The following is a 13,469-nucleotide window of genomic DNA, read 5'->3' as shown; positions in this document are numbered from 1 at the left end:
GCGAGTATCGAACCGGTAGGGCGCGAGGCGGTGTGATGGCGCGCCTCAACGCCCCTCAATCGGCCATGACCCGCCCAATGGCGTCGGCCAGCAGGGCGCGTACCCGTTCCGGCGGCAGGTCTGGGTCGCGTACCGCACGCATCGCCAGGCCTTCCACCAGCAGCCGCAGCAGCAGGGTCCGGCCGGCAATCTGCTCTTCGTCCACGATCCGGCCCTGATCGACATCGCGCTGGCGCAGCCAGGCATGGATCGCGGCACTGGTCTGCTTGTCATGGGTGCGCAGCACCCCCGCCAGCACCGGGTCGCGATGCGCCTCGGCATTGATCTCCGCATACAGCGCCACGCTGGCGATGGCGTTGCCGTGGATCGGCAGCACTTCGCCGCGTGCCCATTGCTGGTAGCACTCCAGCAGCCCATCAACCAGATCGGACGCCGCCGGCATTTCGCTGATCGAGGCCTGGTCATGGCGCAGCTGGCGCTCGATCAGGGCCAGGATCAGGGCGCGCTTGTTGGCGAAATAGCGGTACATCAGCCCCTGGCTGATCTCGGCCTCGGCAGCGATATCGCCGATCGAACCGGCATGGAAACCACGGGTGATGAAGCACTTCTGGGCGGCGTCGAGGATGCGCCGGCGCTGGGCTTCGGCATGGGCGGCGGCGGCGGCGGGGGCGTCTGCGGGTGCGGCTACGGCGGTTTTCGGCGTCATTGCGTGAGGTCGGGGCGTCCAGAGGCGGGATAGTACGTCACAAAAGATGTGAATGAACGGTCATTCATTTGTAATTCCCGCCTCCCAGACTGCGCCGGCCTTCTCCTTCCGCGAATGAGTCCGATGCGCCACGCCCTGCTGCACCGCCCGCTGCTCACCCTCGCCATTGCCGCCGCTCTGCCGGCGCTGGCCCATGCCGAAGACACGCCCAGCGCCGACGTTGCCACTTCCGCCGATGCCGCGTGCAGCGTGGTCGCCCTCGACCAGGTGATGGTGACCGCGCAGAAACGCGCCACCAACCTGCAGGAGACCCCGATCTCGGTATCGGTGGTCGATGCCGAAGCGCTGAAGGACCGCAGCGCGATATCGCTGGGCAGCCTGTCCGATGGCTCCATCCCATCGCTGCGGGTCACGCCGTTCGCTACCCGCAGTTCTGCGCTGAACATCGGCATCCGTGGCATCGGCGCCTCCGGCGACGCCAACCAGCCGGCCCGCGACGCCGGCGTCGGTATCTACGTCGACGGGGTGTTCATGGGCCGCGCACAGGGCCTGGGCAACATGCTCTACGACGTGGAGCGCATTGAAGTGCTGAAGGGGCCGCAGGGCACGCTGTTCGGCCGCAATACCGAAGGCGGCGCGGTGAGCATCGTGACCAAGGCGCCCACTGGTGAATTCGGCGGCAGCGTCAGCGCCGGCGTGTCCAACTTCAGCGGCTACAACAGCGCGCTGCACCTGGACCTGCCCAAGGTGGGCGATGTCAGCTTCAAGATCGACGCCGTGCAGGCCAAGCGTGGCGGCACCACCGACAACCCGATGCGCGGCGAGCGCGACTTCAACAGCTACGACAAGCGCGGCGCACGCCTGAGTGCGCTGTGGCAGCCGAGCGATGACTTCTCGCTGCTGTACGCGTTCGATCGCTCCTACGACGCCACCACGCCTTACCACACCCAGGTGCTGGTGCCAGGTGCCTACCTCAGCCCGCTGCAGAAGGCGGGCGCCAGCCTGGACCGCCGCGACAGCGCCATCCTCGGTGGACCGCAGGAAGACAACATCGGCCGCACCAGTGGCCATCTGTTGAACATGTCGTGGGTGTTGAATGACAACCTGGAGCTGAAGTCGATCAGTTCCTACCGCGAACTCACCCAGGGCCAGTTCGACATGGGCCTGGTCGATGCGATTTCCGCCTATGGTGGCGCAGGGACGCCGTTCGGTCGTTACAGCCTGGCGCAGGTCTACCAGCACCAGTACAGCCAGGAGTTCCAGCTGATCGGCAACACCTCGCAGGTGCAGTTCCTGGGCGGTGCGTTCTACTACCACGAGACCGCCGGCGACAATGCGCAGACCCCGAACATGCTGGTGTGGGGGCCAGGTGGCAACAGCTATACGGTGAACCCAGCGACCAATCCGCTGGATCTTTCCCGCGTGCGCATCGACCGCGCCAGCAAGGCGTGGACCGACAGCCTGGGTGTATTCGGCCAAGCTACCTGGACGCCGGAAGCGTTGCAGCGCCTGCACCTGACCGCCGGCGGTCGCTACACCCGAGATGACAAGAAGGGCAGCCTGTACATCGTCAATGGCGCGGCTACCAACCTGGCCTTCAAAGACCGCTGGAGCCGCTTCGATCCGATGCTCAACATTGCCTACGACCTCGGCGAGCACGCAATGGTCTATGCCAAATACAGCACCGGCTTCAAGGCCGGCGGTGCCAATTCGCGTTCGACCAACTACACCGCGTTCGGTCCGGAAGAAGTGACCGCCTATGAGCTGGGCTTCAAATCGCAGTTCTGGGACAACCGCGCGCGCCTGAACCTGGCCGTGTTCGATTCGACCATCGCGCACAAGCAGATGGACTTCTCGCTGCCGTTCGACCCGAACAGCGGCGAAACCCGCACCACGATGGTCACCACCAATGCGCTGAGCGATGGCAAGTCGCGCGGCGCGGAGCTGGAGTTCAATGTGATGCCGATCGACAACCTCACCCTCGGCCTCAACTACGCTTACACGAAGATCGATGCGCAGACCGCGTCCGACCCGTTCGGCGCTGGGGTGCAGGTGACCGTGCAGCCGCTGCTGGCCCCGAAGAGCGCGGGCAGCCTGTCGGTCGACTATCTGGTGCCATTCGCCAACTTCTCGGCGCTGAAATTCCATGTGGACGGCAACTGGTCCGATGGCTACTACACCAGCGAGTACGACCAGATGCTGACTGACAGCTCGTTCGTGGTGAATGCACGGGTGGCGCTGGTGGACGTTCCGGTCAACAGCACCGGCACCACGATGTCGTTCTCGCTGTGGGCACGCAACCTGCTGGATGAGCAGCACCTGTTCTACAAGCTCAACAGCCCGGCGTTGGGCCAGACCGGCATCTTCAACGATCCGCGCACCTTCGGCCTGGATGTGGCTGTCAACTTCTGATTCGAACGGAGAACCCCATGAAGCACCGCTCTACCGAACTTGCCCTGGCCCTGATGCTCAGCCTGCCGCTGGCCGTGACCGCCGTTGCGGCCGACGCACCGCAGGCCGCCGCCGCGAAGCCGACGGCCGTAGCCAACGTGAAGCCGGTCGCTGCCGACGCGCAGCGCGTGATCTCGCTGCAGGGGGCCTGGAACGTGCGAACCTTCGCCGGCTTGCAGGGCCGCCATGGCCCGATTCCGGCCGATGCGTTCGTGCGCACCGCCGACCTCGGCCGCCTCACCGATGCCGACCGTGATGCCCTGGCCGCTGCAGGCGTGAAGCTGGACATCGACCTGCGCACCGCCGATGAGGAAGCGCAGTCGCCGGACCTGCTGGCCAGGGATGATCGCTTCGACTACCAGCGCATCTCGCTGATGGGCACCGAGAAGATGGACCTGCAGAAGATGATGAGCAGCTTCCCCGATTCGCTCGGCGAAGCCTATGTGCAGTGGCTGGGCCACAGCCAGCCGCAGTTCAAGCAGGTGTTCCAGCGCATCGCCGCGCAGCAGGATGGCGCCGTGCTGTTCCATTGCACGGCCGGCAAGGACCGCACCGGCATCATCGCCGGCCTGCTGCTGGACCTGGCGGGCGTGCCGAAGGCCGAGATCGTGCACAACTACGCGATCTCCGCGCACTACCTGGAAGGGCAGCCGAAGGACAGCGCGATGAACGCGCAGATCATGGCGCTGATCAAGCAGAATCCCGAGATCGCACGCAAGATGGCTGGCATGTCCGGTACCGCACCGGACAACATGGAACAGTTCCTGGCCGCACTGCACAGCCAGTACGGTGGTGCCGAGGGTTACCTGAAGTCGATCGGGGTGAGCGAGCAGGAGATCCAGCAGTTGAAGGTGCGGCTGGGGCAGGCCGGTTGACAGGTAGTGCCGGCCGCTGGCCGGCTCCCCTTTGATGTCCAGAGACTAAGGGAATGCCGGCCGGCGGCCGGCGCTCCCCGCATCCAGGCGTGGCCTGGCGTTACTGGTCGGGCTTCACCCTTACCACCCGTTTCCGGTACTCGTACACATTGTCACCGCGGATGCGCTTTTCCTCGGTGCCGGTGACCCGGCCCACCTGCTGGTCCGAGCCGGTGACCGGCTTGGCCTCGATCTCGGTCTCGTGCTCGAAGGAATGCGATTTGTCGGTGTTGCGGTAATAGCGGTACAACGCCCAGTACAGCGCGGTTGCGCCGGCTGGACCTGCCGCCAACAGCCAGAGGCCACTGTCGTCGCTCATGTCGATGCCACCAGGAAGGCAATTGCGAGGGCTTCAATGACGGTGCCGGTAGCCAGAGCCGCCAGCAGCATCTTCCATTGCTGCACGGGCACGCTGCCCATGGTTTCGCCGGTTCGGCCGTTCACCGCGATGTAGTGCAGCATGCCGCCGTTCCTGCCGGGCTGGTGGTACGAGTACAACCACACCGGCAGGTACATCGACACCCAGCGGGTGCCATGCACCTCCAGTTGTTCCTGCTCCCAGCGCACGCCACGGTTGTAACGCTTCACCGAGCCTTCCACCTGCGAGCGGGCGATCGACAGCAGCTGGTCTTCCAGCCGCGGCCGCAGCTTCTCCACGTCGAGGTTGCGCTTTTCAGAGGTGAAGCCGGCGAGGTACGAAGCGTTCCACTTCACCGCGTTCTTGGTGTCGAATGGCAGGATCGTGTTGATGATGTTGTTGGTGTTGGCGCGGACATCCAGATTGCCGCGCTCGGCCGAGGATTCCAGCGGAAGGTCGTCGACGGTGAAATCGACCTGGCGTTCGACCTGGTAGACATCGGCGTCGTAGAGGGTGCGCTTGTTCTTCTCGCTGCCGACCGTGTACTCACGGGTCTTGATCTCGCCCTTGCCGGCCACCGCAGCGCTGACATTGCTGTCGACGATCATGTAGGGCAGGAACACGCCCACCACGTTTTCCGGGGTGAACTGGTCCTTGAACGCCTTCAGCGCGAACATGCGGCGTTTGTCGACGAACTGGCGGATGCGTGCCACCGCATCGTCCTTCTTGATATGGAAGGGCAGCACCGCATCGGGTACCGCGCCATTGGCAATCTGCTCGTTGACGCCGAACACGTGGCGGCACCAGTGGCAGCGCGCCGTCATCGTACTCTCGGTATTGACCGTGACTTCGGCACCGCACCCGGTACATTTGAACGTCATCAGTGCCGATGTATCGGCATCGATGTCACGTGCGCCAGAGGCGATGACGGTGCCGCGCAGCTGGTCGATGGCCTCGCCCAGCCCGAATTCCTCCTCGACCCGCGCGCCATGCCATTCGTGACGGCAGTACAGGCAGATCAGGATATCAGTCCCGGCCTTGGGCCGGATGTCGGTGGCGCCGCACTTCGGGCAGCGGTTGAGGCCGTCCTTCAGCTCGCTGGCCGAGGTATCGATGGCTACAGGATCGGGCGCTTCCACTTCATCGCGGATGGCCTGCGGCAGCTTCGAGGTGTCCAGCGGAAAGCTGCCGGGCAGGGGAGGGACGTCCTGCGGTGAACCGGGCCCATCCAACGACGCCCCCGGCAAGGGCGGCGGCGTCGCGGGCGCGGATCCAGGCAGCGGCGGTGGGCCGTTTCGGGGATCGGACATGTTGGTTGTGCGTCCTGCCGTTACAGGCCCAGTGCCTTGGCTTTCAGGGCGTCATAGTCGCCCTGCGTGATCAGACCCAGGTCCAGCATTTCCTTGGCCTTCTTCAGCTTGGCCACCGGATCGTCCGCAGCCGGGGTGGCCGGCTGCTGCATGCCGCCGACACCGAACATGCCCGAGGCCATGCCGACACCGACCAGACCTGCCGCGCCGCCGTTTTCGCCGGCCGACTGGATGCCCTGGGCGACGCTGGCCTGCAGGTTGGAATTGCCGCGCGAACCGGACAGCGCGTCGGCGCGCTGCACGGTCTTCAGCAGCTCGCGGGTGTTGGCGTCGTACTCGATCGAGACGATGGCGGTCTTGACGATCGCCAGGCCGCGGTCAGACTTCCACTGGTAACCCTGTTCAACGGCGGCCGACAGGCTCTGCGCGAAGCCCAGCGAGTCCTGCTGCAGCTTGGTGATGCGGTTGCCCTTGCCCGGATCGTTCGTATACAGGCTGAAGGCTGGCGCCAGCGAGCCGACCACTTCATTGAACAGCTGGCTGGCGGCGGCGTTGTCCAGGTCGGTGAAGTCGAACACCTGGCCCGGCTGCAGGTAGCTGGCCGGCACGAAGTTCTTCACGAACAGGATCGGGTCGACGATCTTCAGCGTGTACGAGCCACGGGTGACCGCACCGACCTGGGTGTTGAGGAAGCCGTCGTCCCAGTAGATTTCCGACTGGGTACCGAAGCGGTTGTCCGGCAGCTCCTTCAGCGAGACGAAGTAAGCCGCCTGCTGCGAGCCCGGCTGACCACCGAACTTGAAGCGCTCCCAGCTCTGCTTGATGAAGGTGCTGACCAGGCCGTCACCGGCGAAGATCGACTGCGAGTTCAGATCGTCCGAACGCCACTCGTAGCCACCCGGCTCGGCGACGAACGCAGTGATCGCGCCGTCCTGGAACAGCAGCAGGCCGTAGCCCTCCGGTACGACGATCTTCGAGCCGTTGGTGATGATGTTCGACGAACCGCTGGTGTTGGAGCCGCGGCCGGCATTGGTGCCCTGCGGCACCGCCGCGAACAGCGCCGCCGTGGACGGCAGGCCCGCCGGCACGGTGTAGAAGTCCTTCCACTGGTCGGCCAGCACACCGCCAACCGCACCCTTCACCGCCTGTACCAGACCCATGACCAACTCCCTGTGATTCGAGGGCAGGCACCATGCCTGCCGAGCTGGACTGAATATAGCAGCGGGCAGGGACCGCTGTGGTGCCGGAAGATGAATCCGGATCAGGCTCCGCTGGTGGCCTCTCGGCCGCCCCGGATCGCCTGGAGTACCGCCGCCATGTCCAGCCCTCCCAGCCCCATCCGCTGCGCCCGCGCGAACAGTGCATCGCTGGCGTCGATCAGGGGCGCCTGCATGCCCGCCTCGTGCGCGGCACCGGCCACCAGGCCGCTGTTCTTCAGAACATCGTTGATCGAGGCCTGGACCGCGAAGTCCCCGCGGATCATCTTGTCCAGCTTGATCCGCGATACTTCGCTGGCCATAGGCCCGGCGTTGAGTACTTCGGCGAAGCGCTCTAGGGCAATGCCGTGAACCTCGGCGAAGTGCACGGCTTCGGCCAGACCGGTGACCAGGGTGATCAGGAACAGGTTCACCGCAAGCTTCATCTGCAGGCCTGCCGGAACCTCGCCACAGGCGACAATCTGCCGCCCCAACGAGGCCAGCAAGGGCTCTGCCTCGGCCAGATCTGCTTCGTTGCCTGCCAGCATGACCACCAGCTGTGCCGCCTCGGCCTGCAGGCGTGACCCGGAGACCGGCGCTTCGACATAGCGCCCGCCCGCGCGACGGACCTGATCGGCCAGCGCCCTTGAGTAGGCGGCGGAGCTTGTGCCCATGTTGATGAGCAGACGCCCTTGCACGCGCGTGTCGAAGTCACCGGAGCCGCGCAGCAGCACGGCGTCGATGGCTTCATCGTTGGCCAGCATCATGATGACCGTGTGGCAGGCGTTGAATACCTCCTGCACGGATCCGGCGCGCTCGATGCCCGCTGAGCGAGCTGCCTCGTCGTTCCGGCTGGAGCGTGACCATGCCAGTACGCGGTTCCCGGCGCGGGCCAGGTTGACGGCCATGGGCGTACCCATCACGCCCAGACCGATGAATCCGATGTACATGGTGCGACCCGCGCGACAGGAAGGAAGACCATCATGACCCAGAACCGCGCCGGATTCAGTGCACGAGGGGCGTGTGAAGCATGGCCATTGATACCGTTCAGCTCATTTCTAGAGCATGTACGGAATCTTGAACGCCAGTGTGAAGTCCGGCGCATCCGGGGTCAGCCCGATGCCCAGCAGCGTCACCAGCGTGGTGTGCTGGTTCAACGCATAGGTCACGCCCAGGTTCAGTGACGCCGCATTGGCGTCACTGCCGATCACCTTCATCCACTTGCCGCCCTGGAAACGGGTGGAGGCGCGGGCGCTGATGCGGTCGCTGAAGGACAGGCTCAGGCTGGTGCGTTCGTTGAACGCGAACGCCACGCCGGCGCCGAAGTACACCGAGCCGCCGAGCTTCACGTCGCCCGGGTTGACCGTGTCCGGATTGCTGTCGATGTCGTTGAACCCGCGCGGGATGGAGTGCACGTAACCGATGTTGGCAAACAGGATGGCCGGGTCAGCGGTCTTCACCATCGACAGGCCGACATTGGCCTGCCACACGCCATTGCCGGTGGGCTGCTCGCGTGGCACGGCGAAACGGATGTAGTCATCGTCATCGCGCTCGATCACCTTCCAGTCCAGGCCGTAGGGGGCGCGCCCGGTGGGGGCGGTGACACCGGCCGTGAGCACGGTCTCCGGGCGCCAGCCGCGTTCGCCGAACAGGCGGTAGTTCGCGCTCAGGCCAATGTCGCCCAGGCCGTTGCCGTTGGTCTGCTCCTGCGCGATGGCCGCGGCCGCACCGCCGGCGCCGCCTTTCTGGTACACGGTGCGCCGCGCCAGGTAAGGCACATCCAGGTTGAGTGTCAGGTTGGGGCTGACGCCCCAGCGGGCCGCAACGTTGTAGGTCAGCGAGTCGGACTCCACGTTCTCGATGGCGATGTTGCCGAGGAAGATGGCGTCCAACGCGAGAAAGCCGTTGAGGGTGAGCTGCTTGCGGTCGTAGCGGGCGTAGGTGAGGCTGTTCTCGATGGTGAAGCGACGTGAGAACAGGGCCGATTGCTGCTGCTTCACGTCGTCCACGCTGCGCCGCGACTCCTGCTTGGCCTGCTGCGCCTCGGCGGCGGTACTGGCGTAGCCCTCGCTGCTCGGCGGAACGGCCGCACCACTCTGTAGAGTCGAGCCACGCTCGACTGCCGTAGCCGTAGCCGTAGCCGTAGCCGTAGACGGGGCCATCGGGCCAACCTTCCCACTCAGCCGCGCCTGCATGGCCTGCACCTGCATGTCCAGTTCGCGCAGCCGCCGCACTTCCTGTGCGTAGTTGGATTTCAGCTGCTCCAGCTGGTTGGCCAGTGCCTGCACGTCGGCGCCATCGCCAGGCGTCGGCGGAGCGGCAAGGGCAGTGCCCGCCAGCGCCGCCAGCGCCAACGGGGTGATCCTCATCAGGGTGTGCATGTTCGTGTCCTGCGTTGTGGAGCGTTTCCCCCAATGCCGGGCCCTGCTACTGGCCCGGCCCCATGCCGCGGTTCAACGCAATCGCCTGGGCCACGTTCTGGCTCAACGGCAGGTTGCCGCCCACGGTGTTGCGCACCAGCTCCAGCCGCAACTGGTTGCTGGCGATCTGGCCGTCACCGGCCAGGGCAATGCCCTGGCCGACGCTGCCATTGCGGATCCACTGCTGCACCAGGCCCTGGCCATCCACCTGCAGCAGCAGGCGGGCCTGGTTGCCTTCCAGCACGGCTGTCGCGCTGGCGCCGGCCTGCTGCGCGCTGACCGAACGCGCACCCTCGCTCGCTGCAGAAGGCGTCTCGCCATCACGCACGCTCAGCGTGGTGACATTGCGGGCGACGTTGCCATCGCCAGCCACTTGTACGCTCTGCACCAGGCCGCTGGCGTTGGCCAGGCCGCTGCTGTCGATGCTGCGCCCATGTGTGTCCGGCAGTGGCGCATCAGCAGCGGTGACATGCACGCTGGGCTGGAAACTCAGCTTCGGCGCACCGCCGCCGCGGAAGTCCATGGCCAGGGTCAATGCGCCCTGCAGGGTGGCGCCGTTGCCGGCCTGCCACTGCGAAACCATGGTGATTCCGAACCAGGCCACGTTGTTGCCGCCCACGGTGTAGCGGCCTCGCATCAGGCTCAGCTCCGGGTCGGGGATTTCCGTGAGTCCACGCCCGGTCCTGCCGTCGGCGGCCTGCAGGGGCGGGGCAGGGGCCATCAACAGCAGCGCCATCCATACGTGTTGACGGAACATGGTCGTACCTCCTCAGAACAGGTCGGCGTGGCTGAAGCCGAAGTCGACCAGTTCGGCATCGGTGATCGGCCCTTGCCGCGCGTAGAGCGCGCGGGCACTTGGCCGTTCGCTGGGTTGCAGAAGAACGGTATTGCGATCGAAGTCGCTGCCGATCACCACGAAGACCGCACGCGATGGCCACGCGGCGAGGAATTCAGGCAGTGCCAGGCTGCGGTTGCCAAGGATGGGATCAGCCACCTCGACCACACCGTCGCGCACCTGCTTGAGCACCACGAAATGGCGAAAGCCGCGCACGTCCATCAGGACAAGGCCAGGAACGCGAAGCGTGCGCAGGCGTGCCTCATCGATGCGATAGCCACGCCCACGCATGCCCAGCGATTCCACATAGCGCTTGATGTCGAGCAGCGAAAAACCGCGCTCGGCCACCAGTGCTGGATCGGAAACCCCCATCATTCCTTCGATCACCGTCGCTTCGTCGGTCTGCAGGTGATAGGCATGGCGCAGGATGGTCGCCAATGCGGCCGCCCCGCAGCTGTAGTCGGTGTGCTGGCGCACCACGTTGCGGTAGCGCCGCTCCTGCATGCTCTCCACCTTCTGCTGCAGCAGCGCGCCATTGGGCAGTACGCCACTGAAGCGCACGTCGCCCGCCCACGCAGAAACAGTGGCCAGCAACAGCAGGCAGGCCAGCAGGCATATCGAGAGGCCGTAGCGGCTCATCGTGATCTCCAGCAGCAGGGGGGAGCCCCTGTCCCAAGGGGGAGGAGGAACAGGGGCTCCCGGGAACCCGGCCATTGGCGGACGACCGGGGTGTTGCGCTTACTCGCCGCTGCCGCCACCGCCGCCGGTGCTGGGCTGGGCGACTGCCAGGGCCAGGCTGTTGGCCTGCAGGTTGCCGGTGCCCGCCGCCACGTTCACGCCGATGTTGCCGGAGGCGCCCGAGAAGGCACTGCCGGACAACGCCGAGGTGTTGGTCGCGTTGACGTTCACCCAGCGCGTGGTGCTGACCGTGCCGCTGAGGCTGGCATACAGGTCAGCCACGCCCAGTTCGACGAACTGGCTGGTGCCGCTCTCACGCGTATCGAAGCCCAGGCCGCCCACCCCCGGCCGGTTGGGGTTCATCGTGGCGTTCTGGATCTGGTTGTCCAGGTCGATGTGGCCGGTGCTGTTGCCGCCCGGGTGCGGCAGCTCGCCATTCCACGTATCCAGGTAGTAATTGGCCATCTGGTAGGCGTTGCCGGTGCCGCGGTAGGTGCCCGCGCCATAGGCCAGGGTCAGGCCGCTGACGCCACCATGCATGCCGACCTGCACGGTATCGGTGTACGACTGCACGAAGCCGGCGTTGCTGACCGTGTTGCCGGTGGAGACCTGGTTGGAGCTGATGCTCGACTGCGCCACCGCCGTGGTCGCTACCGAGGCAGCGAGCGCGTTCTTCTGCTCGTTGTTGTTGCCCGAGGCGATGTTCACGCCGATGTTGCCGGACGCGCCGCCGAAGGCGTTGCCGCCGAGACCTGCGGCGTTGGTGACGCCGGAGTTCATGGTGGCGTTGCCGAAGCCGGCCTGGTTGACGAACACCTCGGCGTCGGCCATGCCGAAGCTGAAGGACGCATCGGCAGCGGACAACGACGCAGCATTGTCCTGGGCGTTGTTGTCGCCGGATACCACGTTGAAGCCGAGATTGCCCGACGCGCCGGCACCCACGCTGTCACCAATGGAAGCACTGTTGGTGACCAGGCTGTTGCTGGTGGCGTTGTTGCTGATCGACTGGCGGTTGTCGATCACGGCAATGGCCGCCGAGTCGAGGTCGATGTCGCCGGTGATGTTCGGGTCGCCGGAGAAATTGATGTCGGTGCTCAGCCGCAGGTCCTTTTCCAGGTTCACGTCGACGCCGTGGTTGTTCTTTTCCTTGCGCTCGTCGGCCTGGATGTTGCTGTGCTTCTGCACATTGACGTTGACGGTGCGGTTGCGCACGTCATTGTCAGTGTGGTTGTGCGTGTCGTTGCGGGTTTCGCTGACGGTGTGGTTGTGGTTGATGTTCGCGTTGGCGTTCTGGTTGTCCCAGCCATTGGCCGCAGCGGCGGTCGAGGCAGTGGCAATCGCCATGGCGAGCATGGTCTGTTTGACGGTCGCTTTCATGGTGCCCTCTCTCTCATCAGGTGGTGCATCGGTTGGGTGGTTGTCACGGGCGGTCCTGCACGACCAGGCCCAGTACGTTGGCCGTGTCGTTGCCGTTGCCCGCGATCTGATTGAGTTGCAGGACCCCGTCGAATCCCCGCAGTGCGGTGCTGGCTACACCGGCGCTGCGGGTGCCCGTCGCGACGCCGCGACCGGTGTCGTCCCGCCCCCCTGCCAACGCGGAACCCTCGGCGGCCAAGGCCGTATCGTCGGTTTCGCGTATGCCTTGTCGGGCCAGCGTCGCGCTGACGACGTTGAGCGTCGTGTTGGCGATGCCACTGGCCTGGTTGATGGATGCGATGCCACTGGCGCCGGCCAGTGCGTCACCGCCGATGAACGCAGTAGCCTGCAGGGGCCCGGACAGCACGCGGTTGCCCTGCTGCAGTTGCCGAGCATTGATCGCCACGTCGGCGCGATCGCCGTTGGCGATGCCCCGCAGGTTGGCCTGCAGGTTCAGGTCACCGGCGGCCTGGTTGACTGCGATGGCGCCATTCGCCCCGGCCAGTGCGTGGCCGTCGATGCGGGCCACGTCGAGATAGGCGAGCATGCCGCTGTAGTCATCGGCCCGGGTTGCCACGGGCGCCGCAGCGAGCAGCAGAAGCAACCCATGCAGGGACTTCATTTTCCACCTGCCGGGGCCGTGCCCTGCAGCGGGAACTGGGCCAGTGCGCCGCGCACCGTGTCGGCAATGCCGCGGGTACTGCTGCCGACCGCACCGAGCGGCCCACTCATCGCACCGCCCAGGCTGCCGCCGACCATGCCATCACCATTGCGGCCAAGTGTGCCGCCCAGGGCCTGCTGGGTGACCCGTTCAACGGTGGTACCGCCCGGCGCCGCGATGGACGCTGCCTGGCCGGCGCCCATGCCGGCATAGTCCTCATCGCTCAGCTCGTCCATGCCGGTCGTCGTGCCGCCAGCGCCCAATGCGGTAGCGATCTCGCGCTGTGGCTTCGGGTCGGCAATCAGCGCCACGCCCGGTGGTGCCATGCGATAGGCAGCCCGCGCGGATACGTCCCGCAACAGGACAATCTCGCCCGGTTGTGCCTTCACGCCCTGGCGGGCGCCGGATGCGGATGCGCCCGCGCCAACCGACAGCAGGGCCACTGCCAGTGCTGCGGCCAGGCCGCGAATCAGGGTGATGCCGTCCATGCCGATCTCCCGCGATGGGTGCGGCGGAACCACGCA

General features: G+C 65.8%; 13 protein-coding genes. 2 read left to right on the top strand and 11 right to left on the bottom strand.

Annotated features, from left to right (window positions below; translation table 11 throughout):
- Positions 1 to 55 precede the first annotated feature (55 nt).
- Positions 56 to 706, bottom strand: a complete 651-nt coding sequence (locus tag ACJ7C5_RS07270) for a TetR/AcrR family transcriptional regulator (protein ID WP_094001569.1) — start codon at positions 704 to 706, stop codon at positions 56 to 58.
- Positions 707 to 829: 123 nt separating this feature from the next.
- On the opposite strand from ACJ7C5_RS07270, the gene ACJ7C5_RS07265 reads away from it, so the two are divergent.
- Together ACJ7C5_RS07265 and ACJ7C5_RS07260 are read left to right on the top strand one after the other, a co-directional pair.
- Positions 830 to 3,118 carry a TonB-dependent receptor gene (locus ACJ7C5_RS07265; RefSeq protein WP_412703490.1) on the top strand — a complete coding sequence of 763 codons (2,289 nt, stop codon included), beginning with the start codon at positions 830 to 832 and terminating at the stop codon, positions 3,116 to 3,118.
- A 17-nt stretch (positions 3,119 to 3,135) separates the two neighbouring features.
- Entirely contained in the window at positions 3,136 to 4,032 is an 897-nt protein-coding gene (locus ACJ7C5_RS07260; protein ID WP_412703489.1) for a tyrosine-protein phosphatase, read from the top strand.
- Positions 4,033 to 4,132: 100 nt separating this feature from the next.
- On the opposite strand, the gene ACJ7C5_RS07255 is transcribed toward ACJ7C5_RS07260, so the two are convergent.
- From ACJ7C5_RS07255 to ACJ7C5_RS07210, 10 genes are all read right to left on the bottom strand, one after another.
- A complete protein-coding gene (locus ACJ7C5_RS07255; protein ID WP_049445043.1) occupies positions 4,133 to 4,390 on the bottom strand; it encodes a hypothetical protein in 258 nt (85 codons plus the stop codon).
- Entirely contained in the window at positions 4,387 to 5,739 is a 1,353-nt protein-coding gene (locus ACJ7C5_RS07250) for a hypothetical protein (RefSeq protein WP_412703488.1), read from the bottom strand. Before ACJ7C5_RS07250 ends, ACJ7C5_RS07255 begins: the two co-directional genes overlap by 4 nt.
- Positions 5,740 to 5,759: 20 nt before the next feature.
- Complete coding sequence (locus ACJ7C5_RS07245) at positions 5,760 to 6,899, bottom strand: SPFH domain-containing protein (protein ID WP_088026068.1); 1,140 nt, start codon at positions 6,897 to 6,899, stop codon at positions 5,760 to 5,762.
- A gap of 101 nt (positions 6,900 to 7,000) precedes the next feature.
- Entirely contained in the window at positions 7,001 to 7,885 is an 885-nt protein-coding gene (locus ACJ7C5_RS07240; RefSeq protein ID WP_412703487.1) for an NAD(P)-dependent oxidoreductase, read from the bottom strand.
- Positions 7,886 to 7,993: 108 nt separating this feature from the next.
- On the bottom strand, positions 7,994 to 9,316 hold the full coding sequence (locus ACJ7C5_RS07235) for a transporter (protein ID WP_412703486.1): 1,323 nt from the start codon (positions 9,314 to 9,316) through the stop codon (positions 7,994 to 7,996).
- A 46-nt stretch (positions 9,317 to 9,362) separates the two neighbouring features.
- A complete protein-coding gene (locus ACJ7C5_RS07230; protein ID WP_412703485.1) occupies positions 9,363 to 10,112 on the bottom strand; it encodes a hypothetical protein in 750 nt (249 codons plus the stop codon).
- 12 nt (positions 10,113 to 10,124) lie between these two features.
- On the bottom strand, positions 10,125 to 10,829 hold the full coding sequence (locus ACJ7C5_RS07225; protein ID WP_088026064.1) for a C39 family peptidase: 705 nt from the start codon (positions 10,827 to 10,829) through the stop codon (positions 10,125 to 10,127).
- 99 nt (positions 10,830 to 10,928) lie between these two features.
- A complete protein-coding gene (locus tag ACJ7C5_RS07220; protein WP_094001560.1) occupies positions 10,929 to 12,245 on the bottom strand; it encodes an adhesin in 1,317 nt (438 codons plus the stop codon).
- Between the two features lie 43 nt (positions 12,246 to 12,288).
- Positions 12,289 to 12,906, bottom strand: coding sequence for a hypothetical protein (locus tag ACJ7C5_RS07215; RefSeq protein WP_088026062.1), 618 nt, complete (start codon positions 12,904 to 12,906; stop codon positions 12,289 to 12,291).
- A complete protein-coding gene (locus tag ACJ7C5_RS07210) occupies positions 12,903 to 13,433 on the bottom strand; it encodes a hypothetical protein (RefSeq protein ID WP_412703484.1) in 531 nt (176 codons plus the stop codon). Before ACJ7C5_RS07210 ends, ACJ7C5_RS07215 begins: the two co-directional genes overlap by 4 nt.
- Between the last annotated feature and the right edge of the window lie 36 nt (positions 13,434 to 13,469).

It is taken from the genome of Nocardiopsis yanglingensis, assembly GCF_045809185.1.
In the GTDB taxonomy this organism is placed as follows: Bacteria; Pseudomonadota; Gammaproteobacteria; order Xanthomonadales; family Xanthomonadaceae; genus Stenotrophomonas; species Stenotrophomonas yanglingensis.
The sequence above is the reverse complement of the archived record's forward strand: the minus strand, read 5'-3'. Positions and strand labels throughout refer to the sequence as shown.

Bases quoted from the DNA above. Each gene is read 5' to 3' on its own strand.
- ACJ7C5_RS07270 (WP_094001569.1), bottom strand. From the start codon at position 706: ATGACGCCGAAAACCGCCGTAGCCGCACCCGCAGACGCCCCCGCCGCC.
- ACJ7C5_RS07265 (WP_412703490.1), top strand. From the start codon at position 830: ATGCGCCACGCCCTGCTGCACCGCCCGCTGCTCACCCTCGCCATTGCC.
- ACJ7C5_RS07260 (WP_412703489.1), top strand. From the start codon at position 3,136: ATGAAGCACCGCTCTACCGAACTTGCCCTGGCCCTGATGCTCAGCCTG.
- ACJ7C5_RS07255 (WP_049445043.1), bottom strand. From the start codon at position 4,390: ATGAGCGACGACAGTGGCCTCTGGCTGTTGGCGGCAGGTCCAGCCGGC.
- ACJ7C5_RS07250 (WP_412703488.1), bottom strand. From the start codon at position 5,739: ATGTCCGATCCCCGAAACGGCCCACCGCCGCTGCCTGGATCCGCGCCC.
- ACJ7C5_RS07245 (WP_088026068.1), bottom strand. From the start codon at position 6,899: ATGGGTCTGGTACAGGCGGTGAAGGGTGCGGTTGGCGGTGTGCTGGCC.
- ACJ7C5_RS07240 (WP_412703487.1), bottom strand. From the start codon at position 7,885: ATGTACATCGGATTCATCGGTCTGGGCGTGATGGGTACGCCCATGGCC.
- ACJ7C5_RS07235 (WP_412703486.1), bottom strand. From the start codon at position 9,316: ATGCACACCCTGATGAGGATCACCCCGTTGGCGCTGGCGGCGCTGGCG.
- ACJ7C5_RS07230 (WP_412703485.1), bottom strand. From the start codon at position 10,112: ATGTTCCGTCAACACGTATGGATGGCGCTGCTGTTGATGGCCCCTGCC.
- ACJ7C5_RS07225 (WP_088026064.1), bottom strand. From the start codon at position 10,829: ATGAGCCGCTACGGCCTCTCGATATGCCTGCTGGCCTGCCTGCTGTTG.
- ACJ7C5_RS07220 (WP_094001560.1), bottom strand. From the start codon at position 12,245: ATGAAAGCGACCGTCAAACAGACCATGCTCGCCATGGCGATTGCCACT.
- ACJ7C5_RS07215 (WP_088026062.1), bottom strand. From the start codon at position 12,906: ATGAAGTCCCTGCATGGGTTGCTTCTGCTGCTCGCTGCGGCGCCCGTG.
- ACJ7C5_RS07210 (WP_412703484.1), bottom strand. From the start codon at position 13,433: ATGGACGGCATCACCCTGATTCGCGGCCTGGCCGCAGCACTGGCAGTG.